Annotated in this window: 23 protein-coding genes and 1 riboswitch; of the genes, 14 read left to right on the plus strand and 9 right to left on the minus strand. The window is 41.2% G+C overall.

The genetic code is table 11. From position 1 onward, the window contains the following. The first annotated feature begins 280 nt into the window (after positions 1-280). The 3 genes from HJG39_RS13145 to HJG39_RS13155 all read left to right on the plus strand — a co-directional run bounded on the left by HJG39_RS13145 (position 281) and on the right by HJG39_RS13155 (position 2,486). Entirely contained in the window at positions 281-1,147 is an 867-nt protein-coding gene (locus tag HJG39_RS13145; RefSeq protein ID WP_268409730.1) for an FkbM family methyltransferase, read from the plus strand. A gap of 380 nt (positions 1,148-1,527) precedes the next feature. Then, a complete protein-coding gene (locus tag HJG39_RS13150; RefSeq protein ID WP_268409732.1) occupies positions 1,528-1,857 on the plus strand; it encodes a hypothetical protein in 330 nt (109 codons plus the stop codon). Between the two features lie 179 nt (positions 1,858-2,036). Continuing rightward, complete coding sequence (locus tag HJG39_RS13155) at positions 2,037-2,486, plus strand: hypothetical protein (RefSeq protein ID WP_268409733.1); 450 nt, start codon at positions 2,037-2,039, stop codon at positions 2,484-2,486. Here HJG39_RS13155 and HJG39_RS13160 read toward each other — a convergent pair. Beyond that, positions 2,481-3,605: a DUF3080 family protein gene (locus tag HJG39_RS13160; RefSeq protein WP_268409735.1), complete on the minus strand. Its 1,125-nt coding sequence runs from the start codon at positions 3,603-3,605 to the stop codon at positions 2,481-2,483. The two genes, HJG39_RS13155 and HJG39_RS13160, sit on opposite strands and share 6 nt — an antisense overlap. A 91-nt stretch (positions 3,606-3,696) precedes the next feature. Further along, positions 3,697-3,888: a CPXCG motif-containing cysteine-rich protein gene (locus HJG39_RS13165; RefSeq protein WP_268409736.1), complete on the minus strand. Its 192-nt coding sequence runs from the start codon at positions 3,886-3,888 to the stop codon at positions 3,697-3,699. Positions 3,889-4,174: 286 nt separating this feature from the next. On the opposite strand from HJG39_RS13165, the gene thrS reads away from it, so the two are divergent. From thrS to rplT, 4 genes are all read left to right on the plus strand, one after another. Beyond that, positions 4,175-6,091 carry a threonine--tRNA ligase gene (thrS, locus tag HJG39_RS13170; protein WP_268409738.1) on the plus strand — a complete coding sequence of 639 codons (1,917 nt, stop codon included), beginning with the start codon at positions 4,175-4,177 and terminating at the stop codon, positions 6,089-6,091. Positions 6,092-6,105: 14 nt separating this feature from the next. Beyond that, positions 6,106-6,651, plus strand: coding sequence for a translation initiation factor IF-3 (infC, locus tag HJG39_RS13175; RefSeq protein ID WP_268409740.1), 546 nt, complete (start codon positions 6,106-6,108; stop codon positions 6,649-6,651). A 106-nt stretch (positions 6,652-6,757) separates the two neighbouring features. After that, entirely contained in the window at positions 6,758-6,955 is a 198-nt protein-coding gene (gene rpmI, locus HJG39_RS13180) for a 50S ribosomal protein L35 (protein ID WP_268409741.1), read from the plus strand. Positions 6,956-6,969: 14 nt separating this feature from the next. Beyond that, positions 6,970-7,323: a 50S ribosomal protein L20 gene (gene rplT, locus HJG39_RS13185; protein ID WP_268409742.1), complete on the plus strand. Its 354-nt coding sequence runs from the start codon at positions 6,970-6,972 to the stop codon at positions 7,321-7,323. 136 nt (positions 7,324-7,459) lie between these two features. On the opposite strand, the gene HJG39_RS13190 is transcribed toward rplT, so the two are convergent. After that, entirely contained in the window at positions 7,460-8,704 is a 1,245-nt protein-coding gene (locus HJG39_RS13190) for an EAL and HDOD domain-containing protein (RefSeq protein ID WP_268409744.1), read from the minus strand. 178 nt (positions 8,705-8,882) lie between these two features. Between HJG39_RS13190 and pheS the strand changes: the two genes are divergently transcribed. The 4 genes from pheS (at position 8,883) to HJG39_RS13210 (ending at position 13,678) form a co-directional block, all read left to right on the plus strand. Beyond that, positions 8,883-9,863: a phenylalanine--tRNA ligase subunit alpha gene (pheS, locus tag HJG39_RS13195; RefSeq protein WP_268409745.1), complete on the plus strand. Its 981-nt coding sequence runs from the start codon at positions 8,883-8,885 to the stop codon at positions 9,861-9,863. Positions 9,864-9,872: 9 nt separating this feature from the next. After that, positions 9,873-12,269 (plus strand): phenylalanine--tRNA ligase subunit beta, encoded by a 2,397-nt coding sequence (gene pheT / locus HJG39_RS13200; RefSeq protein ID WP_268409747.1) that lies wholly within the window; start codon positions 9,873-9,875, stop codon positions 12,267-12,269. A gap of 4 nt (positions 12,270-12,273) precedes the next feature. Continuing rightward, entirely contained in the window at positions 12,274-12,576 is a 303-nt protein-coding gene (gene ihfA, locus HJG39_RS13205; protein WP_268409748.1) for an integration host factor subunit alpha, read from the plus strand. Between the two features lie 154 nt (positions 12,577-12,730). Further along, entirely contained in the window at positions 12,731-13,678 is a 948-nt protein-coding gene (locus HJG39_RS13210; RefSeq protein WP_268409749.1) for a YbgA family protein, read from the plus strand. Between the two features lie 89 nt (positions 13,679-13,767). On the opposite strand, the gene HJG39_RS13215 is transcribed toward HJG39_RS13210, so the two are convergent. Then, positions 13,768-14,109, minus strand: a complete 342-nt coding sequence (locus tag HJG39_RS13215) for a hypothetical protein (protein ID WP_268409751.1) — start codon at positions 14,107-14,109, stop codon at positions 13,768-13,770. 115 nt (positions 14,110-14,224) lie between these two features. On the opposite strand from HJG39_RS13215, the gene HJG39_RS13220 reads away from it, so the two are divergent. Further along, positions 14,225-14,980 carry a Nif3-like dinuclear metal center hexameric protein gene (locus HJG39_RS13220; RefSeq protein WP_268409752.1) on the plus strand — a complete coding sequence of 252 codons (756 nt, stop codon included), beginning with the start codon at positions 14,225-14,227 and terminating at the stop codon, positions 14,978-14,980. 40 nt (positions 14,981-15,020) lie between these two features. On the opposite strand, the gene elyC is transcribed toward HJG39_RS13220, so the two are convergent. Next, positions 15,021-15,776, minus strand: a complete 756-nt coding sequence (elyC, locus tag HJG39_RS13225; RefSeq protein WP_268409754.1) for an envelope biogenesis factor ElyC — start codon at positions 15,774-15,776, stop codon at positions 15,021-15,023. Between the two features lie 25 nt (positions 15,777-15,801). On the opposite strand from elyC, the gene HJG39_RS13230 reads away from it, so the two are divergent. After that, entirely contained in the window at positions 15,802-16,557 is a 756-nt protein-coding gene (locus HJG39_RS13230; RefSeq protein WP_268409756.1) for a methyltransferase domain-containing protein, read from the plus strand. Here HJG39_RS13230 and HJG39_RS13235 read toward each other — a convergent pair. Beyond that, on the minus strand, positions 16,549-18,111 hold the full coding sequence (locus tag HJG39_RS13235) for a methyl-accepting chemotaxis protein (protein WP_268409758.1): 1,563 nt from the start codon (positions 18,109-18,111) through the stop codon (positions 16,549-16,551). The genes HJG39_RS13230 and HJG39_RS13235 overlap by 9 nt on opposite strands. 308 nt (positions 18,112-18,419) lie before the next feature. Next, positions 18,420-18,659: riboswitch (Lysine riboswitch) on the plus strand. 87 nt (positions 18,660-18,746) lie between these two features. Here HJG39_RS13235 and lysC point away from each other — a divergent pair. Beyond that, positions 18,747-20,102, plus strand: coding sequence for a lysine-sensitive aspartokinase 3 (gene lysC / locus HJG39_RS13240; protein WP_268409760.1), 1,356 nt, complete (start codon positions 18,747-18,749; stop codon positions 20,100-20,102). Positions 20,103-20,109: 7 nt separating this feature from the next. On the opposite strand, the gene HJG39_RS13245 is transcribed toward lysC, so the two are convergent. From HJG39_RS13245 to HJG39_RS13255, 3 genes are read right to left on the minus strand one after another with little or no spacing between them, the layout of a single operon-like run. Continuing rightward, on the minus strand, positions 20,110-21,117 hold the full coding sequence (locus HJG39_RS13245; RefSeq protein ID WP_268409762.1) for a 2-hydroxyacid dehydrogenase: 1,008 nt from the start codon (positions 21,115-21,117) through the stop codon (positions 20,110-20,112). 9 nt (positions 21,118-21,126) lie between these two features. Next, the gene (locus tag HJG39_RS13250; protein WP_268409763.1) at positions 21,127-21,612 is read right to left on the minus strand and encodes a glutathione peroxidase; all 486 of its coding nucleotides are present in this window, start codon (positions 21,610-21,612) and stop codon (positions 21,127-21,129) included. Positions 21,613-21,636: 24 nt separating this feature from the next. After that, positions 21,637-23,292 (minus strand): DUF342 domain-containing protein, encoded by a 1,656-nt coding sequence (locus HJG39_RS13255; RefSeq protein WP_268409875.1) that lies wholly within the window; start codon positions 23,290-23,292, stop codon positions 21,637-21,639. Positions 23,293-23,353: the final 61 nt, after the last annotated feature.

Genomic DNA, 23,353 nt, shown 5'->3' on the forward strand with positions numbered 1-23,353 from the left:
TTTTACTGCAAATAAAGGGAAGTGATGACTTTAAAAATGAGCAAATATTTTTTGGTTTTTGATGGTAGACTACGCGCAATAAAGTTAGGTAGGTCCGAATTCGTTAGCCGTCAGGAGTCATGTGCTTCGTTTAAGGATTGAAAGTTTTAATGGTCAAGAAAGTAAAATGAAAAGTTTTTTAAAGCGCCTTTTAATGTCAGTTCGCCTCTTCCGTTTTATTGTTGGTAAAATTAGAAGTAAAAGGCACAAGCATCTGCTGAATGTGAGTTATGAGCAATACATGGCTGAACCTTTAAGTAGTGTTAAAATGCATAACGGAAATATCATGTGCTTGTATAAATCCGATAAAAAATCGGAAATGTACTTTAACGGAAACGCATACACGGACATCCTCAATTTTATTTGGTTCGACTTTGTACAAGGCGCAAACATTGTTTTCGATTTGGGCGCGAATTATGGTCAGTTTGTGCTTAATCCCATTTCTAAAGATACGGCAACGAAAATTGAAGCCGCTTACTGTTTTGAGCCCAATCCCAAATTAGCCAATGCGCTTAATGAATCGTTGAAAAAAAGCGAACTTGAACAACTTGTTAAAGTCGTACCATTAGGTGTTTCAAATGATGCTGGTAAGTTTGATTTTTTCATCAACCTATATAGCTCTGGCGGGTCTTCGTTAGATTCAGACCAAGCATTTAATCCTTTAGATGGCATCTACCAATTAAAAACGGAAGTGCAAACAATCCGACTAGACGATTTTGCTAATAAAGAAAAGCTTTCCGTGAAAGGGAAAAGCGTAGCGTTGAAAATTGATGTTGAAGGGAGTGATTTTCTTGCGTTGGAAGGCGCGTTGCCTTTGCTGGCCGATGCGGAAGAGTTCCTTCTTATCATGGAAACGGGTAAATCAAGTGCAGAAGCATTTGAAAAACGCTTTAGAGACAACGATGCACTCTCCTTCTTTAGTCAGCATCATTTATATGTGACTTATCAAAATCAAATGATAAAAGTGAAAGATTTTTATGACTATTTTTCACATTTTAAAAACACTAGAGGCAGCATCGATATAGTTGTTTGTACTCGACCGTTAGACAGCAATCACTATTTAAATTTAGCTAAAAGTGCAAAAGAAAGCATGGGGCTAAGCACTTAAACTACTTCTAAAAATTGCTTCTGAGAACAGAAAGTGACGCAAGCCGTTTTTGCAATAGCTCGCGTTAACTTAGTCAATATCGGATAGTTGTTTCGTTGGTTAGAGTACCACCTTGACATGGTGGGGGGCGGTAGTTCGAGTCTACTCGGACGCACCATCTCTCCTTTTAAATATCCTTAACTTCCTTCTAATTGATAAAAGAGCATTCGCTATTTTGTCGTTGTGTCATTTCTTGATGCTGAAAAACTAAGTCCTCAAACAAACTTGTCAAATGGATAATATTATTTATTTAATATTTCATATGTTCGCAATCTGGCTGCAATATAAACAAGTGAATAATTAAGCTCTTTTTAACTATCCATACTCACAAAAGGCTTATTATGAAAAACACACTTAAACTTCTATCAGGTCTAGCTGTTATCGTTTCAGGTGGAGCACAATCAGCAGTGTTTAATTGTCCTTCCGTTGTTACTGATGTGAATTATTACAATGGCAATTACCGCATTCTGTCGACCAATGCTAGCGGAGTTCGCAACCAAGCGTTTACCATTCCTTCCTCTCGTCAATACCTTATTGCTCAGGCGTTGCAAGCACAGAGCACGCAAGAGGTGTATACCATTGTTGTAGAACATACCCCAGAATACCCTTCCACTGATACTCGCTGTCGCGATAACAACGAAGCGTTGCAGGCTGTGGCTATTACAAATTAATTCTGTTTATTTGACTCTGGATTTAGTCTAATTTATGGACTGAGATAACTTCTTTGTGTGCTTATTTATTTTATATGAGGGTGTAGAATTTTGGTTGAACAGTTATGGGAATTTATGATTCCAAGTCTATCAGTTAACCTCTTGAATGTGCTCAAGGCTCGCCAATTACAGGGGGGGCTTTGGTAGTTTGGACGAAAAACCAGAGGGAGATAGCTTATAAAGGGGAGGAAATTGGTTACTTTAATTTAAAATGGGGATGGTGGGAATCTAGAGGATTAAGTAAAGAGGTTAAGACTGCTCCTATCTTTATGCCTGAATCAGGTAGATTGAATAATCTTTCTGACATTAATTCGAGTGACTATCTATTTTCATTTTTCCCACTTTTATCTCCAGAGGAAACCGCACAATACAGGGAAAATATAAGTCGAAACCCAGATGACCCTCTAGAATATGGATTCTACAATAGTATCAGCGATCCAACTTATCGGCTCGTTTATCAGGCGATTTTTGCGTCAATAGCAATATCTGACTCTACATTAACAGATGAATACATTAATAACTTTATAAATGCCGAGCGAGCTTTGATTCACTCAAAAGCCCGGTTATCCGTGCTAGGCAGATATTTATAACCTTTTTCTCAATCCCACCTTCACCCCACATTGCTTAAACACCTCTTGCCAGATTTTCACATGGTCGAGTAGGGCTTGTTGATACTGTTCAAATAGCATCTTGGTTTGTGTTTGAAGAAAGGCATCAAATTCTGGATTGGCGTTTGGCATTGTGTAAATGCTGCTAAGCATTGGGCTAAGTTGGTAATGCTGTTTGTTCAAGGCCGATGCAAGTGGCTGAATTTTTTCGATGAAGAATAGGCGCATTACATTGCTGAGGTATTCCGTTTGTTTCTTGCCTTTTGGTGTTGTGCAATCAAGGTTTCGCAATTCGCTATTTAAAAAAGCATTGAGTCGCTGAAAATTAGCGCGATAGTAGGAAAAGCTATTCCACAATCGAGCAGGCAGTTTTTGCTGGGCAATGTGCTTAAGCGCGTTGAGTAAATCGCTTTGTGTTATGGTTCGTTCTAATTGAGTAGGGGCTTTCGCTTCTGATTTTGCATCTGTTTTGCTTTCAAAAAATTCGCTTTGGGATACGTGCTGTAAGTAGTTAAATTCGCTAAGCGAAAGTGAATAGGCTTGGGTATCATCAGGCATTAAAATGGCGGGCGAATAAAGCGCCGCTCGAAGGCTTTTATCTGTATACAGCAAGTTGCGCCAGCTAATGCGTTTATCTTCGATTTTGAGGTTTGTTAACGTTTCGATTAAACCTTGAGTTTCTTTGTTTTCCCGCGTTTCACTTTTACTCAGAATCTTGCTTTTTTCTGACGTATAGGCAAGCACACAGGCATTCAGTGCGTTGAGTAGTTTGTCGTGATACAAAAATTGCAGTGCTTGGTCTTGTACGCGGCCTAAGCTGGTGTTGTGTTCAGCAATAATAGATTTCAGCGTGCCGCAATTGGGTAAGGCGTAAAAATCTTTGAGTGTGAGCTTTGATTGTTCAGAAGCCAAAGGCAACGCGCTGATGTTCGGTAATTGATGTATTTTAGCGTGAGTTAACGGGTGAGACTCTGATATTTCTGTTACCTCGTACAATTCCGGCGGTGCGGTTTCCAATATATTGGCTAACCGTTGCGTGTAGGTTTCAAAGGTATCAATAACCTCGGGTTTGGGTGTGCATGATGCCAACAATAGCAACATTAACAACGTCCACAATACGGTGACTTTGGGTCGTAGTTTGTATTTAAGCTTTTGGTATTTTGTCTTTGTTTCGAGCGAGGTCCAATAGGCTTTAATCGCTGTCTGTGCTAACGCTAACTTGCAGGTGTTTTTGAAGTTCATCCACATGTAATTGAAATCGTATTGGATTGCAGCAGTTGGCGCAATCTTCGTAGTAATCTTGGTCGCCGTTACTAAAATCAACTTCTGCATGGAAAGGATGACCACAATATGGGCATTGTACGTCTACTTGTTTAACTAACATAGTCCAGCTCCTATTCTGACACAAACAGGGTTAGGTTAACGAGTGCATATGGTATCAATTTTAGCAATTTATTTAGACATCATAGGCATGATCGCTACGATTATTGTGGATAATACGTTTTTTATTGATTTTTGTAGGGATTAGGCTCGTATTCAGTGGTATTTACTTACGTTAATTGATAGTATTCGCGCGATTTTTAAGTCAACTAATTCTAGTTGAACCTTTTCTTATTTTTGTTTTCACAAGTGGCGCTTGGTACGCGTCACCACTGTAGTAAGGAATTAACATGCCTGTAATTACACTTCCCGATGGCAGCCAACGCCAATTTGAAAACCCTGTTTCCGTGATGGATGTTGCTAACGATATTGGTCCAGGTTTAGCCAAAGCAACGATCGCTGGCGAAATCGATGGTCAATTAGCCGATGCAAGCGATGTAATGCAAAACGACGCTAAGTTACGCATTATCACCACCAAAGACGACGAGGGGCTAGAAATCTTACGTCACTCTTGTGCTCACCTTTTAGGGCATGCCATCAAACAACTTTGGCCAAATGTTAAAATGGCAATTGGTCCGGTTATCGATAACGGCTTTTATTACGATATTGATTTAGAAGAGCCTATTCGACAGGAAGATCTTCAGAAGCTTGAAGAGCGCATGTTGAAGCTTGCGAAAACAAATTATGATGTTGTTAAGAATACTGTATCTTGGCAAGAAGCCCGCGATACATTTGAAGCTCGCGGCGAAACTTATAAAATAGAAATCTTGGATGAGAACATCAGTAAGGATGATCGTCCGGGGTTATATCATCACGAAGAATACGTTGATATGTGTCGTGGTCCTCACGTGCCAAACATGCGTTTCTGTCATCACTTTAAATTAATGAAGGTGGCTGGAGCGTACTGGCGCGGTAATAGCGACAACAAAATGCTGCAACGTATATACGGCACAGCGTGGGCAGATAAAAAAGCGTTAAAGTCTTATTTAACTAAGCTCGAAGAAGCAGAGAAGCGTGATCACCGTAAAATCGGTAAAGCACTAGATTTATTTCACTGGCAAGAAGAAGCGCCAGGCATGGTATTTTGGCACAACAATGGTTGGACTATATACAAAGAGCTTGAAGCATACGTGCGCGAAATGCTGGTAGATTACGATTATGAAGAGGTGAAAGGGCCATTGATGATGGATCGTTCACTCTGGGAAAAATCTGGTCATTGGGACAAATACGCCGAAAACATGTTCACTACGCATTCTGAGCATCGTGAATACGCGGTAAAACCCATGAACTGTCCGGGACACGTTCAAATTTTCAATCAAGGTTTGAAGTCATATCGCGATTTACCTCTGCGCATGGCAGAGTTTGGTAGCTGCCATCGTAATGAGCCATCCGGTTCTTTGCACGGCTTGATGCGTGTTCGTGGTTTTACGCAGGATGATGCTCATATCTTCTGTACAGAAGAGCAAATCCTCGAGGAAGTAAGCGGTTGTATTCGTATGGTTTACGAAGCTTACAAAACGTTCGGCTTCGAAAATATTCTCGTAAAATTGTCTACGCGTCCTGAAAAGCGTGTCGGCAGTGATGAAATATGGGACAAAGCGGAACAAGCATTAGCTCAAGCATTAGAATTAAATTCGATTGAGTTTGAATATCAAGAAGGCGAGGGCGCGTTCTACGGCCCTAAAATTGAGTTCACCTTGTTGGATTGTTTAGACCGTCAATGGCAATGTGGAACTGTTCAGCTAGACTTCTCAATGCCTAATCGTTTGGATTCAACTTACGTGGCTGAGGATGGTGAACGTAAAGTGCCGGTGATGATTCACCGTGCGATTTTAGGTTCGTTGGAACGCTTCATTGGTATTTTGACCGAAGAATATGCAGGGCACTTCCCAATTTGGTTGGCGCCGATGCAAGTTGCGGTGATGAATATTACCGATAAACAAGCTGATTATGTTCAAAGTGTTGCAAAAAAACTACGCAAAAATGGGATTCGTGTCATTGCGGACTTGAGAAATGAAAAAATTGGCTTTAAAATCCGCGAGCACACACTTAAACGTGTTCCATATTTGCTCGTTGTCGGTGATAAAGAAGTAGAGGCTGGTGAAGTCTCTGTTCGGACTCGTAAAGGTGAAGACCTCGGCAAATTTAAGCTAGAAGATATGGTAGAAAAAATCAGTCAAGAGATTGATGAAAAAGAATTATTTTAATTTTCTCGGAGGAATTGCTCATTAAAAGAGGCAACAACAAAGCTGATACGAACAAAACGCGTATCAACGACGAAATTACAGCTCGAGAGGTGCGTTTAATAGCTGAGGATGGAGAACAAAAGGGAGTTGTTTCATTATCAGATGCACTGGAATTAGCAAGCGGATCAGAGTTGGACTTGGTTGAAATTAGTCCAAATGCTGAGCCTCCAGTCTGTAAAGTCATGGATTATGGCAAGTTTCTTTTCGAGAAAAGTAAGGCTCAGAAAGAGCAAAAGAAAAAGCAGAAGCAAATTCAGGTCAAGGAGGTTAAATTCCGCCCTGGCACTGATATAGGCGACTACCAGGTAAAACTGCGCAACCTGCGTCGCTTCCTAGAAGGTGGTGATAAGGCTAAAGTAACGATTCGCTTCCGCGGTCGAGAAATGGCTCACCAAGAGATCGGCATTGAGCTTTTAAATCGCATTAAAACCGACTTAGAAGACATTGCAACCTGCGAATTCTTCCCTAATAGGGTAGAAGGCAGACAAATGATCATGGTGCTCGCCCCAAATAAAAAGTAGGTCTTTAGGTTTTACAAGCGTTAACTACTTGTAGTTAAACACCTAATACCTTGTTGTTTAATGCGTACAATATTGTACGCCCTAAAAATGCGGAGTATTAAAACTCATGCCTAAAATTAAAACTAACAGCGGAGCTGCTAAGCGGTTTAAGAAAACTGCTTCGGGTGGTTTCAAAAGAAAACAGTCTCATCTTCGCCACATTTTGACGAAGAAAAGCTCTAAGCGTAAGCGTCAGCTTCGTAATAAAGAGATGGTTCACTCATCAGACACTGCGTTGATCCAACGCATGATGCCTTACGTGTAACGGGAGACTGAATAATGCCAAGAGTAAAACGCGGTGTAGTGGCGCGCGCACGTCACAAAAAAATTCTTAAGCAAGCGAAAGGTTACTACGGTGCTCGTAGTCGCGTTTATCGCGTTGCCTTCCAAGCGGTAACAAAAGCGGGTCAATACGCTTATCGTGACCGTCGTCAACGTAAGCGTCAATTCCGTCAATTGTGGATTGCACGTATTAATGCGGCAGCTCGCCAAAATGGTTTGTCTTATAGCCGTTTCATTAATGGGTTGAAGAAAGCGTCTGTTGAAATCGATCGTAAGATCCTTTCAGACATCGCAGTGCACGACAAAGCAGCATTTTCTGCTTTAGTGGATACTGCAAAAGGTGCTTTATAATATAGCCATTAAGAAAACCGCATTGCGGTTTTAGCATGATTAAAAGGAGCGTATATCGCTCCTTTTTTATGGTGATTGCCTCATCCTGAAAGGCGTTGACATATAGGGACTTTATGCCAACTTAAATATTCAAAACTTAAGCTCGTTGACTTTCAAACAAAGTCGCAACATCTTCAAAAGATTCAGACCATTTAATCGCGTCTTGGAATAGATTCGGCAAAAGCTCTTCCTTAACTTTTACAACCCGAGCCAATTTTTGCGTGTTATACCAACTGCCAGATTCATAAGCTTTTACCAATTCTAAATTATGGGTGAGAGGAGTCTGATAACCCAGCAGTGCCTCTCTAATCTCCACGACTAATGGTAAGTTGATGATAATATCCTGCATATCTTGATCAAGAATGGCATCTACGAGCGAAAATAATCCAATTAAAAACGCTTGGTCTTTTAAAGCCGGCAGAGTTCTTTCAGCAATAAGCTCACAAAACCGTGCCCGAATAATGGACATCCGAATAAGCTCCATAGGTTTTACAGTGCCTAAGTGCGCTGTAGCGATCAAAGCAATGAATTTGCGTGCTCTTTCTTCGCCTAAATAGATGAGTGCCTGTTTTATCGAAGAAATAGGCTCTATAAGCACAAATATTCCAGAGTTAATGAACTTTAAAAGCTTGTAAGTTAACGATACATCTTTTTCGAAGAGGCGGGTCAATTTGGCGTAGCTGAAATTGTCTTTTAACACCTCAGCATAAACTGCTAACACAATTTGATGGCTGGTATCGATGTCTTTATTAGCCATCATCTCAGGTTTGCAGAAGAAAAAGCCTTGATAGAAGTCGAATCCCATTTTTTTGGCTTGTTCAAATTCTTCAGCTGTTTCTACTTTCTCTGCCAGAAACTTCATGTGCTTGAACTTCTTCTTTAGCATTGGCAAAGTGTCTGTTAGTTCGTGCAATGGCGTAGTAAATAGGTCAAATTTTATTAACCGAGTAAAGTTCATAAAACGCTCCCAACCATGATGATATTGGAAGTCGTCTAAGGCTAATCGATACCCTTGATGAAACATTTCTCGGCAGGCTTGGAATACTTCATCTGTTGGTTTTACATCTTCTAAAATCTCTACCACTATATCCTTGGACGGAAGGAGTGTTGGAACGCGATCAAGTATGCCTTGCTCTGAAAAGTTAACTAACGCCCGCTTTCCGTTAGTCATATTTTTTAAGCCAATATTAAGGTGTTGATTTACAATTAATTTTGAAGTTGCTGTGGTTGAATCTACCTCTTTGGGAAAAACGTTTTCAACACCATTACGAAAGAATAATTCATAAGCTACGGATTGTTTTTTTCTATTTAAAATCGCTTGTCGCGCCGCATATACCCGCATTTAGCGAATACCTCCCGCCAAAATCTTTATCTATTGCTGTGTTTATTCGCTAATTAAGTGATTATCGCGAATTTTCTGTATTTTCACTAGTCGCCAAAGTTGGCTTTCGTGTAGAATTGCTCGTTCATTTGTGGTCGATGACCAATTCACATTATATGAGCTGAATATTGGGGAGATTATGGATCTCGAAGCCATTATCAAAGAAGCGGAAACTAACGTTGCAGCGTCCGACAATGTCCCAGCATTGGATGAAGTTAGAGTTGCATTTTTAGGGAAAAAAGGCAAGCTCACAGGCTTACTAAAGAGCCTAGGCAAGCTCTCTGCGGAGGAGCGGCCTGTTGTTGGGCAGAAAATAAACGAAGCTAAAATTGCGATTCAAGAAAAAATTCACCAACGCAGTGAATTTCTTAAAGAACAAGAATTGGCTGCCAAATTAGCTAACGAAAGCATTGATGTCACCCTTTCGGGTCGTCAAGGTGAAGTGGGCGGTTTGCATCCAGTAACAAAAACTATTAATCGTATAGAGCAATTTTTTTCAGAACTGGGATTTTCAGTTAAATCGGGTCCTGAAGTTGAAGATGCGTTTCATAATTTTGATGCGTTAAATATTCCGGCACATCATCCTGCCCGTGCAGATCACGATACGTTCTATTTTAATCCTGATTTAATGCTACGTACACAAACGTCAGGCGTTCAAATCCGTACAATGGAAAAAGAAGCGCCGCCATTACGTATCATTTCCCCAGGTCGCGTTTACCGAAACGATTACGATCAAACTCACACGCCGATGTTCCATCAAGTCGAAGGCTTGATGGTTGACAAAAACGTCACTTTTACTGAGTTGAAAGGCATTCTTCACGACTTTTTGGAAAACTTCTTTGAAGCGTCGTTGCATGTAAGATTCCGTCCGTCGTACTTTCCTTTTACAGAACCTTCAGCTGAAGTGGATGTGATGGGTGAAAACGGCAAATGGCTTGAAGTGTTAGGCTGTGGAATGGTGCATCCTAATGTATTGAAGTCGGTAGGAATTGACCCAGAAGAGTATTCTGGCTTTGCCTTTGGTATGGGGGTCGAGCGTCTAACCATGTTGCGTTACAACGTAACAGATTTACGTTCTTTTTTCGAAAACGACCTTCGTCTTTTAAAACAATTTAAGTAAAGCAGACCGATGAAATTCAGTGAAAAGTGGTTAAGAGAGTGGGTAAATCCCGCTTTATCAAGAGAAGAACTTGCCGAGCAAATTACCATGGCAGGTTTGGAAGTAGATTCTGTATCGCCCGTCGCTGGTGATTTTACCGGTGTGGTTGTAGGTGAAGTGGTTGAATGCGGTCAACACCCTGATGCTGACAAACTCAGAGTAACCAAGGTTAATATTGGTGGCGAAGAGTTGTTAGACATCGTGTGCGGAGCGCCTAATTGTCGCCTTGGCTTGAAAGTGGCGGTGGCGGTTGTTGGTGCGGTATTGCCCGGCAATTTCAAAATCAAAAAAGCGAAATTACGTGGTCAACCTTCTCATGGGATGTTGTGCTCGTTTTCTGAGCTTGGTATTTCAGATGATCACGATGGTATTATTGAATTGCCAGCAGACGCGCCAATTGGTACCGATATTCGTGAGTATTTAGATTTAGATGACGTAACCATTGAAGTTGATCTGACACCAAACAGAGCAGATTGCTTAGGTTTGATGGGGTTGGCGCGTGAAGTTGGCGTATTGAACAACCAAGACGTTAACATGCTTGGTATCCAACCTGTTTCGCCAAGTATTGACGATACCTTGTCAATTGAACTGGAAGCCGGTGAGGCGTGTCCGCGTTATTTAGGGCGCGTTATTCGCAATATCAACTTGTCGGCAACATCGCCAATTTGGCTTCAAGAAAAGTTACGTCGCTCGGGGGTAAGAAGTATCGATCCAGTGGTTGATGTAACGAACTACGTGCTTCTTGAACTTGGTCATCCAATGCATGCTTTTGATTTAGATAAACTCAATGGCGGCATTAAAGTACGGTTCCCGAAAGAAGGTGAGAAGCTGACCTTATTAGATGGCAATGAAGTTGAAGTAAAGCCTGATACCTTGTTAATTGCTGATCATAACGAAGCCGTTGCAATGGCGGGTATCTTTGGTGGTTTGCACTCTGGTGTTTCTGATGAAAGTAAGCATATTTTCTTAGAAAGCGCCTTTTTCGCGCCGCTTGCTATTGCTGGAAAAGCGCGTCAATACGGATTGCACACAGATGCTTCCCACCGTTATGAACGTGGCGTCGACTTCAAACTACAGCGCACGGCAATGGAAAGAGCAACACAATTGCTGCTTGATATTGTGGGTGGGGAAGCCGGCCCTATTACCGAGGCTGTACTTGAACAACATTTGCCTAAAGCGAAACACATTAGATTACGTTTGGCTAAACTTAACAAACTCATCGGTATTGAGTTTGAGAAGCAAACAGTAACGGAAATTCTTACTCGTTTAGGTTTAGACGTTTCTGAGCATGAAGCGCATTGGGATGTGATTGCACCAAGCTTCCGTTTCGATTTTGCTATTGAAGAAGATTTAATAGAAGAGGTCGCGCGCGTTTATGGTTATAACAACATTCCAAATGTGAATCCGCAAGCTTCACTTAAAATGCGTCAAGCGAAAGAATCACAAATTAGTACAAATGAGCTTAAACAAGTGCTCGTTGATCGCGATTATCAAGAAGCTATAACCTATTCATTTGTTGATCCTAAAGTGCAATCTCAACTTTTCCCTGATGTAGATGGTTTGGTGCTTCCGCATCCAATTTCATCGGATATGTCGGTAATGCGAGTCAGTTTGCTTACGGGATTAATGCAAGCTGTTTCCCATAATCAGAAGCGCCAGCAAAGTCGTGTTCGTTTGTTTGAAACGGGTCTTCGTTTTGTGCCAGATGAAACCGCAGAGATGGGAATTCGCCAAGAACAAATGATTGCCGGAGTGATTTCTGGCCTTGCATTACCAGAAAGTTGGGACACTGATGGTAGAAAATGTGACTTCTTTGATGTAAAAGGAGATGTAGAAGCATTACTTAGTCAATGTGTTCAGCCCGGGCAGTTCCGTTTTGAAAGAGCCGACGCGAATACTGTGAAAATGCTTCACCCTGGCCAAGCCGCCGCGGTATTTAATGGTGACACGCTGGTTGGTTATGTTGGTGCGTTGCATCCGAAGTTTGAAAAAACATTGAGCTTAAACGGAAAAGTGTTTGTGTTTGAGTTGGCAATATCGGCATTAGGCGATAAAGACATTCCTTCTGCAAAAGAGATTTCTAAGCAGTCTGCAAGCCGTCGAGACTTGGCGGTTGTGGTGAAAGAAGAAGTCCCTGCTGCGGATATTTTATCGTCCGTTGAAAAATGTGGCGTAAATCAATTAGTTGGCCTAAACTTGTTTGACGTGTACAGAGGTGAAGGAATTTCGGAAGGTTATAAGAGCCTTGCGATATCTCTAACACTTCAGGACGACGAACGAACGTTGGAAGAGGCTGAGATTCAATCAATAGTGAATACAGTCGTTGATAAACTAGGTACTGAATTTGGTGCGTCTTTGAGGGATTAGTCCTATGGCCCTAACTAAAGCTGAGATTTCGGAACATCTATTTGAGAAGTTTGGATTAAATAAGCGCGATGCCAAGGATTTGGTTGAGTTCTTTTTCGAGGAAATGCGCGAGGCGCTTGAGTCGGGAGAACAAGTAAAACTTTCCGGTTTTGGTAATTTTGACCTTCGCTCTAAAAATGAGCGTCCAGGGAGAAACCCAAAAACAGGGGAAGATATTCCGATCAAAGCTCGGCGAGTAGTGACATTCCGACCCGGACAAAAGTTAAAAAGCCGAGTCGAGAATTCGAAGCCAACAGAAGAGCATTAGAAGCTGTAATCGCTCCATCTACCAATAACGTGGCACGTCAAATTCTATGATGTGCTGCGTTATTTTAATTTATTTATCCCTTTTTTTGATCTCCTCTCTTTTTTGATTTGTTCGTTCAACAAACCGTAATCATTGATAAAACACAGGAAAAAAGATGATTAAGATAGGCGTAAGCTCGTGCGTGGTCGGCAGTAAAGTACGCTACGATGGGGGGCACAAGCGTTCCAGTTTCGTTGCAACGACCGTTTCCGATATTTTTCAAATGGTGCCATTTTGCCCCGAAGTAGGGATGGGTATGTCAGTTCCTCGACCCACAATTCATATCCGCGATTTTACTAATGGCGACAATGGTGATCTAAGGTTGGTGGACTCAAAAGATGGTTCAATTGATCACACACCTAAAATGGCAGTCTATTTTTCTAAAATTGAATCGCAAATCCAAGAATTGGATGGATATATCGTTGCTGCCAAGTCGCCTTCTTGTGGAATGGAACGAATAAAAGTATTTAATAAGCAAGGCGATATGATGCACCGTAAGGGGCAAGGGCTTTTCGTATCGCATTTAAAGCGTGCTTTTCCTAATTTACCCATTGAAGAAGATGGTCGATTGAATGATCAAGGATTAAAAGACAGCTTTTTTGCCAGAGTGACCGCTCATCATCGCTTTCGTAAAATGGTGTTGGAAGAGCCGAGTGTGAATAGTCTGGTACAGTTTCACAGTCAATTTAAATTTTTAGTGTTGGCACATAAGCCGGATATCTATCGATTAATGGGCCGGGTGGTTGCGAATGCGAAATCACAAGGCTTGGAAAGTAGTATCAAAGAGTATTTTACTTTAATGATGAGCGCGCTTTCGAAGGCGTCGACACGTAAGACGCACACAAATGTGTTGATGCATTTACAAGGTTTTTTGAAAAAGTCATTAACAAAGGATGAGAAGCAAGAGTTGTGTGAACAAATTGAATTATATCGAACAGGATTAGTGCCACTTTTAGCGCCACTAACTCTGCTTAGACACCATTTAAAGCGTCATCCGAATCAGTATTTAGAGAATCAAGCCTACATGCATCCATACCCGTTAGAGCTTGGGATAATGAGTTAATTGCTTTATGACAAGTTTGGGAGCAGATACAAAAACGCCGTACTCATTTACCTAAAGTACGGCGTTATATTATTTTTAAAATTTGAGGTTTAGCGAGGAAGAATTGAGCCTGCGTTGTCACCCGTAATTTTATCATTCCAGTAAGCTTTAACTGAAAAGCCAGAAGACGCTTTTTTCTTTGGCGCAGCTTTAGGAGCTGGAGCGGCTTTCTTTTTTGCCTTCGGTGCAGGTTCTGCTTTTTCAGATTCCACGCTAGTTGCGCCACCAGACAATGCCTCAGTCATTTCTACTAATTGCGCTAAACGGATGTTTTTCCCACCGTCTACGCTGTACCAGCCACTTTTTGCTTCAATTTGTGGCTCTTTGCCATGAGCCGCTTTATAAGCTTCGGTAAATTTGGCTAGTACGTCATCTTTATCCAATTTACTCATATCTTGTCGTTTTGCCTTTGTTATATTTTTGAGAAAATAAGTCGTTTGTTATACCTGTTTTTTATCGTAATGTCTAATATTCGAGCTAGAACAGCACGCTGAAGGAGATTTTCCCTTGGAAAATAAAAAATTATTATCTTATTTAGATGAATTATTAATACCTTGGCAATTCAAAGATTATTGCCCAAATGGATTGCAAGTCGAAGGTAAATCGCAAGTTCAAAAAGTGGTGACGGGTGTGACAGCATCACAGGCATTAATTGATGCCGCGATTGACATTAATGCTGATGCAATTTTGGTGCATCATGGATATTTTTGGAAAGGCGAATCAGCGGTTGTAACCGGAATGAAGCGCAATAGGTTAAAAGCCTTATTGGAAAATGACATCAATTTATATGCTTACCACCTGCCTTTAGATGCCCACCCGGAATTTGGCAATAATGCACAACTTGCGAAGTTACTAGGTATTCAAGGGAATGAACCTTTAGAGCGTGGAAATGCGAATAGTGTTGTGCGTCATGGACGCATACTTAACGGAATATCCTTAAGTGATTTTAGTCATAGAGTCGAACAGCAGTTACATCGTAAGCCTTTAGTTGAAGCATCGGGCCCGGATGTTATCCACTCTGTTGCGTGGTGTACCGGTGGCGGGCAATCTTATATTGAACTGGCGGCATCAAATAATATTGATCTGTTTATTACTGGCGAAGCGTCAGAGCAAACCATCCATACAGCAAGGGAAATGGGAATTCATTTCATTTCTGCTGGGCATCACGCAACGGAGCGATACGGAGCCAAGGCATTAGGAGAACATTTAGCAGCCGAGTTGGAGCTTGAGGTTCATTTTATCGATATTCCCAATCCTGTGTAACTGAAACAGTAAGTGTGTTGTTTTAGTGGGTAAAGGGGGATTAATCCCCTTTAATCAATAACCATGCGCTTCCTAAAGTTTCATACCACCAGCGCTCAACTAAGTGAATAGCGGAGGCATCTGGAAAACTTTGCCACCAATTTTCTCGGCTTGGATCTTTTGCTAAATGCCCGGATGGGGCAGCGACAGGGTTCAAGTTCGCCTTCTCAAAAATAGCCATTGCCCTTGGCATGTGACTCGCTGATGTTACCAGTGCAAAGGGTTGCTTACCCAGTATCGGGGCAATGGCTTTAGCCTCTTGTTCGGTATCCTTGGGGTGAGGTAACGCGGTAATATGATGCTCTGGTATACCTAGCGAAATCGCTACTTGGCGTACCATATCAGCATTACTAAAAGGCTCAGAACCACCATACCCCGATGTTACAATTCGTGCACCGGGGTTAGCCTTGTAAATTCGTATGCCCTCTACAAGCCGGTATAAAGAACAGCTTGCGAGTTGTGAAGTCACTGGTAACATGCCATCGTTTTTGTGACCGCATCCTAAAATAACAATGTGTTTGACGGGATGAGATAGGTCGAATTGTTTATAGGCTTGTTCTTTGGATAACAACAAATGATAAGCGACTTGGTTGTTTGAAATTAATAAGAGAAAAATAAGGGCTATGAATTGACTAAATATGGCCTTTTTCTTTTGATTTTTCAGAGACCAGTAGAGACCTAAAAGTATAAAAATTGTAAGTAGCGTGAGTGGCATAGCTCCCTGACCAACAATTTTTTTTATCGTAAATAAATCCATAAATTACCTAAAGTAAGATGACTTGATGAAAAATGACCGTAATTTCGACGACTTAGCGCAAAAATTCGATGCCAACATCTATGGTACCAGCAAAGGCCGATTACGCCATGAATTGCTTTTACATCATTTACATAATGTTGTGTTGGTCAACAATAAACCGCGCAACATTCTTGATGCGGGTGGTGGTACCGGTGAAATGACACGGAGTTTGCTAGCATTAGGGCACAAGGTAACGTTAAATGATTTATCAGCAGACTCGCTCGATATTGCCAAAGACAAGTGTCGGCTATTTCCAGACGTAAACTACTCTCATTCTTCTATTCACAATTTACCTAAAACTCAACGTTACGATCTTGTTATTTGTCATGCCGTATTGGAATGGGCTTCGGATCAGCAACAGCTTTTATTAGACTTAATTGAGTTAACCGAAGTTGGTGGGCATATCAGTCTGAGTTTCTATAACTACGATGCGCAGCTTTTTAGCAATATGGTTTACGGCAATTTTGAATTTGTTGCACAAGGCATGAAAAAGCGAAATCAAGTAAGATTGACACCGCACTCACCGGCAAAACCTCAAAATATATTATCTCTACTGGAGCAACTTCCGGTTAATGTTGTGCACAAAGCTGGTATTCGCTGCTTTCATGATTATGTACGGGAAAAACAACTTCCCAATGAAAAATACGATAGTTTATTTCAGCTAGAAGCAAAATATGGGCTTGAGGATCCTTACTTATGGTTGGGTAAGTATTTTCATATCGTTATTAAAAGATCAGCTTGATGTTGCCTTGTAACCAATTCTGACAGCCCCCCAATGCTGGTTATTCACATAAATAGGGCAAGATAAGTCATGCATGATCTCGCCCGTATCACGTTTATAAGTTTGAAGTAAAAACGTTTCCGTATTCTTGGCACAACGTATGCCTGTTGGATCATCAAAAATACGCTTAGTCCGGCTTTTTCCCAAGTCTTCCTGATAATTACCTGTCAGAGGGTGGCTGTACTTTTTATTGTGTGTGGGAAAGTAGCCATTAATATCCACTGCGCCAGCAAAAACAATAAATGGATATTTTTCCAATATAGGCTCCTGAATGGCCGGTAATTCTTTGTCGGTGAATCCATCAAATTTAGAATGGTATTTTTTGGGACTGGTATTGGGAATCTCTTGATAACGAAAATCGAAAAGATCTTGTTGTGAAATAATGCCTTGTTTAATGGCATTTTCAAATAAATGAGCAATGCTTTTCGTTGTTTCAAGCGCAATGTTTTTAACTTGAGCATGAATGTCATTTAAGTCAAATTGATGTAAATAGCGGAAAATATCCTCAGTTTGGTGACTTAATTTCAATACTTTTTCACTTGAATCTGCCAACTCCTGATCAACAATATTAATTGATTCATGTAGCTGATGTGTTCTTTCAGAGATTTCTCTGTTTGTCTGTTCGTTGTCACGTACTGACTCACTGACCATTTTCATCGAGTCTTTTGCTTTTTGCGTTAGTTCTGAAGATTCTAAAATGCAGGATTGTGCCTTTTCCACAATTTGAGTCATTTCGTCACCAGCATTAGAAACAGCCTGCATCGCATTTACTGTTGCATTACTATCACGGTTTATTTCACTTAAAACTGATTCAATTCCTTTGGTTGCATCGGCTGTTTTGTTAGCAAGACTTCGAACCTCATCAGCAACAACAGCAAAGCCTCGTCCTTGTTCGCCTGCTCTAGATGCCTCAATAGCGGCATTCAGTGCCAACATATTAGTTTGGGCAGCCAAATTGTTAATAGTATCGATAATTTGGGTAATGGAGTCGGCCTGAGACTTCAATTTTAACAGCAGCTCATTGGTTTTGAACATTTGTTGAGTCAAATCTGCCTGCTTATTACTGACTTCCTGCAATAATGTCCTTGAGGTCTGTGTTTCCTCATTTGCTTGGTCTATGCGCTCTTGCGCTGAACTTGCTTCATCCAGAAGTTCTGAATTTGTTTGAGCAACCGAGGTAATGCGATCCGCTATGTTTTTAGCATGTTCCACTTGTTGCGTAAGTGAAAGAGTAAGGTTAGCTAAAAAATGAGATACATTAGCGCTTTCAATGGCAATATGGCTTGTCCCTTGACCAATGTGATGTAGTAAATCGTCCTGTTTAGTTGAATTTGAGTGGGCATGTTGTTGCTGAGAAGGGGGGGAGGTAAATCTATACACATATAACATTAAAAATAAGCTAGTGATGACACCTCCGAATAATGATAAAAGCCATTTATTGGTAGTAATTTCACCTAATAACAATTGAAAAAAAATTGCGATCAAGCCAAGCCCTACAATCACGCTTTTTTTCATTTATTTTAATCCTCAAGATAAATTCAATGCGTAAAACTTCAATAATTACTCATCTACAGAATGCTCCCTGCTTACCATGGAGTTACCCCTATTAACTTAAGGTTAGACCAGCAAATAGCGAAGTGTTAGTTTTTTAAACGGTATCAACTAAGCATAAATTTACCTTTTATTATATGCCCGCTGTAGCCAGAAAAAACTAGGCTATTGGTCTTAGGCTCAGCTTCCACTGCTGACAGAATTTTCACTAACTTTATATATATTCGGATTAATTCCTTGCAATATTGAGTCAAATTCACTTTAATTCCTGTGCTGTCTGAAGAGGAGCATTAGCCAGGTAAAGGTTTTGGGGGCGTCCAACCGCCGTTCAATTTTGTAGATTGAAAGCCAAAGCTTGAGTGATATTTAATATCGCCATTTAGGGGGACTAATGCCGAGAGTTAATTTGTGTTGGGACATGTTAACTCGGTTATTTGAGGTGAAACTCTGTAACTGTCGCTTCGTGACACTAAATGAATAATTTGGTGGCGGGGTGGGGTGCTTCTGCGGAACTTCTATGAATCTTCGATTTTAGCGAGTATCTGGCTACCCATTCTCCATTTCCTACTATGCCAATTGTAAACAGGAAATACGTTTTAATGAATTCTCTCGTTGTCGCTAAATTTGGCGGAACTAGCGTTGCAAATTATCAAGCAATGCAACGTTGCGCCAATATTGTTAATCAAAATACCTCTACGCGTCTAGTTGTCGTTAGCGCTTCTGCTGGTGTGACAAATGCTTTAGTGGCATTGTCAAAAGGGGCATTATCAGAACAAGAGCAACAAGCACAATTAGATGGGATACGTGAAATCCAATCCAATATACTTGCTGAATTAGCTAGCCCTAAAAAAGTGTTAAAGCAAATTGATGATTTGTTGGCACAATTATCTGAGATTGCCATGTCAGATAACTTGGATACCAATCCACTTTTAAAAGATGAATTGCTTTCTTTTGGTGAAAGAATGTCATCGGTAATTTTTGCTCAAGTGCTTAATGAATTGGGAATAAAAGCGGAATGCTTTGACGCTCGAGAGGTAATGAAAACCGATAATCGGTTTTCTCAGGCTCAACCAGACTTAGTGCAAGTAAAGTCCCATGTTGAGGCGTCGTTGGTAAAAAAACTCAGTGAAACGGTTATTGTTACACAGGGCTTTATCGGTTCAGATGATGAATCTAACACAACCACTTTAGGGCGTGGCGGGAGTGATTTTTCTGCGGCGATTCTGGCTGAGGCTTTAGCGGCAAGTGAACTCCATATTTGGACAGATGTGTCAGGCATTTTTACAACGGATCCTCGTATTACCAGTAATGCTCGAGCCATTCCCGAGATTAGTTTTGATGAGGCCGCCGAAATGGCTATATTCGGCGCTAAAATTCTGCACCCGGCAACATTGATCCCCGCTATTCGTTCTGGTACGCGAGTGTTTGTGGGGTCAAGTAGAGAGCCCGAGAAGGGGGGAACTTGGGTTTTGAAATCGCCTGAAAATCGTCCAGCGTATCGTGCTATTGCACTCAGACGAGAGCAAACATTATTAACTTTAAAAAGTCCCAACATGTTGCTTGCCAGTGGCTTTTTAGCAAATGTGTTTGCTGTACTTGCGCGCCATAAGGTCAGTGTCGATTTAATCACAACTTCTGAAATAAGCGTGGCTTTAACCATTGATAATCCCAGTAATAGCAATACTAAGGTGTTAAGTCAGGGATTGCTCGATGAGTTGGCGGAGATGTGTCAGGTTCGAGTTGAAGATAAGTTGGCACTTGTGGCTGTCATTGGCAATCGTTTACAAGAAACTCATGGCGTCAGTGCAAATATTCTATCCTGTGTTGAACAACATAATTTGCGTATGATTTGTCACGGAGCCAGTCAGCACAATTTCTGCTTTCTGATAGAGGAATCACTAGCTGGGAGTGTTATTACGCGCTTACATAAAGTTTTATTTGAGCAACAGAGCTAGCCTTTATTTAACACAAAAAGTTATCATCTTCAGCGTGTCCCTGTGATGTAGCGACATGCTGAATATTGCTTAAAGTGGTTTGCGCAATTTGTGTTAATGCTTCTTTAGTGAAAAAGCCCTGATGCCCTGTGATTAGTACATTTGGAAAAGTAAGCAAGCGTTGAAATTGATCGTCAAGAATGATCTCGTCAGATAAATCTTCAAAAAACAATTCTGACTCCATCTCATACACATCTAAACCGAGATGACCAATTTTCTTGCTTTTTAGCCCTTTGATTACGGCTTCGGTATCAACTAATGCACCTCTTGAAGTATTAATGAGCATGACATTTTCCTGCATCTTTTCAATTGCAGAAGTGTTGATAAGGTGATTCGTTTGTTTGTTGAGTGGGCAGTGTAGGGTAATGATGTTAGATTCTGTGATGAGTGTGTCGAGATCGGTATAGGTTATACCTTGTGTGCTTAAAGTGTCATCGGGTGCCACATCAAACCCCAATACTCTGCAACCAAACCCATTTAAAATCCGACATACCGCACTACCAATGCGGCCCGTACCGATGATGCCTACGGTCTTACCATGAAGGTTAAAGCCTAATAATCCCACTAGCGAAAAATTATCTTCTTTTACGCGATTGTATGCTTTATGCAATTTCCGGTTTAACGCTAAAATCAGCGCTACAGTGTGTTCCGCAACCGCTTCAGGTGAATAAGCCGGAACGCGTGACACTTTTATTCCTAAGTTCTTTGCACACTCAATATCAACATTATTAAAACCCGCGCACCGTAGGGCAATATGTTTTACACCTAATGCGTAAAGCTGAGTAATCACTGCTTTATTCACAATATCGTTGACGAACACACAAACGTTATCAAAGTTGGCACAAAGTGATACCGTTTCCTCGTTCAGACGCGTTTCCAAAAAATGCAGTTCAGCCCCTGTATGTTTAGCTTCGGCTAAAAAATAAGTTTCGTCATAGGGCTTACTGCTGAAAACCGCAACTTTTGATGGTGCCATTTGAGGTCTCTAAAGTGATAGGGCTGCTTTAATATCGGCTTCAATATTTTCAGGTGCGGTTTTGGGGGCGTATCGGGCCATGACTTTGCCATCTTTCCCGACTAAGAACTTAGTGAAATTCCACTTTACCATTTCACTACCGAAAATGCCGGGAGCTTGTTTTTTCAGATATTTGAAAAGAGGGTGTGCGTCATCACCATTGACTTCTGTTTTCTCAAATAAGGGGAAACTGACGCTAAATCGCGTTGTGCAAAAGTTTTGAATGTCACTGTCAGAACCAGGCTCTTGATGACCAAATTGGTCGCAAGGAAAAGCTAATACTTCAAACCCTTGATCTTTATACTTCTCGTAAAGTGATTGTAATCCCTCATATTGAGGGGTAAAGCCACATTTGCTGGCAGTGTTAACAATTAATAACACTTTGCCTTTGTAATCAGCTAGCTGAAGCTCATTACCATTATTCGCTGTGACATCAAAAGAATAGATTTCTGACATAGATAAAGGGTCTCTTCGTCTGAGTTAGTACAAGGGGTCATATTGCCATTGATGATCGGTAAAATGGATTTTCGCTTTTGGATACTCTCGTTCTGCTTTCCACGTCCGATTATTCAGTTTGACTACAACTCCAGGGTACAGTCGTTGGCTTGCGAACAGTCCAATATAGTCAGTGTAGGATTCTTTCGCCTCCTTCATTTTTTGAGCTTTGGACTCAAGCCATTCCATTAATTGTTTTTCATTTTTATACAGTTCAATGGCTTCCAATACTTTCTCTGAGAATTCGGCTGGGATCTTTTTGCTCTTAATAAATTCAATCTTGTCTTCATGACGTTTGAAGTTACGTTGAATTTGTTGAAGCATCTCATCAAGCTGTTCTTTTTTTTCTGATAACAAGTTAAAACCAGTGCTAAAGTCGATAGATAAGGTGCTACCAGAAACCGCACCTAACGTTCCTGCACGCACAGCATCTTGGCTTTGAATCTCGCAAGCAAACAAGTTTCCATTGGGTTGTTCAATCGGCCCAACAATCACACTGCCTCGACACACCACTCTGCTGTAGGCTAATTGCCGCCCGATTGTAACATTGCCATTGCACATAATGTCTAAGCCTTGTCCATGTTGAACATGGACGCTGCCTTGGGCGACAAGGCATGTACCAAATTCGGTATTGGCCTCGTTTACTTTCCCCATTGCGCCTTCGGTAATAATAATGTCGCCGCCAGCTTGAATAGTGGCAGAATCAACAAAACCATTAATCGTAACATCGCCTGTGGCGATGATTTTCATTTTCTCAGTGACATCGCCATTCACCAAAACCGCGCCGTCGTAATTGATATTGCCTGTGCCAACATTACAACCTTTACAAATGAAGGTATCATCCACCCACATTTGTTCATTTTTAAATTTAGGCATCCCATTAATTTCGGCGACGAGAAGGTTGCTATCGCTGGCGCTGATTTTTGTTCCAGCACCAGGATTGAATGTCACCCATTCGCCGGGGACACTCTCAATCGGTGTGCCCGTAACGCTATAACCGTTGCGTCCTCCGGTTGGGGGTAATCTACGAGCGATAGGCGTTTCAGCTTTGACACAAATGATTTCGCCTAGATTACGCATATCCACTTTTGTATGGTCAGAAGCTTGGGGACGAAGAATACGATCTAATGCGTTGGGTACAAGAGGAACAACCCGGGAGTTTTTGCCGTTTCTAACAGGGAGTCCTTTGGCGACAACCCCCTCAACAACATCGCCTGGAGAGGCTTGTTTGGCCTCTTGCAGTAAACTACGAATGCGCTTTCTGCTTAATCCTCGAACAATACTGCTTTGTTGAGCAAGGGTCTGAACTTCAGCAAGACTCAGGTGTTCCCCGCCATAAGGAGGGGTGATGCTTAATACCGCTGTCATTTCATCAATATCGAGCGTGAATTTGGCTTCGGCATCTCTTTTTTCAGCCACTTTTTCAGAAATTACAGTGGTGTCGATAATTTGCTTGGCGGCCTTTTGACGAGCAATAACATTTGCGATAGCTTCATCAATAATAAAGAAGTGACCAAACTGACTTTCTTTAATGAATTTATAAAGCGCGTCTGCCTCTAGTTTGCCTTTTAACGCGCTACCGCTTAGCGTTATGAGAACATCTTTATCGTCATTATCTAGTTGTAGGGAAACGCCTTCCATATCAAGCACCGTTTTTTCATTTAAATATTTATCGGCTAATTCTTCATTAAATAAAGAGATT

Origin of the sequence: Alteromonas sp. a30 (genome assembly GCF_026788005.1) — a bacterium.
Lineage (GTDB): Bacteria > Pseudomonadota > Gammaproteobacteria > Enterobacterales > Alteromonadaceae > Paraneptunicella.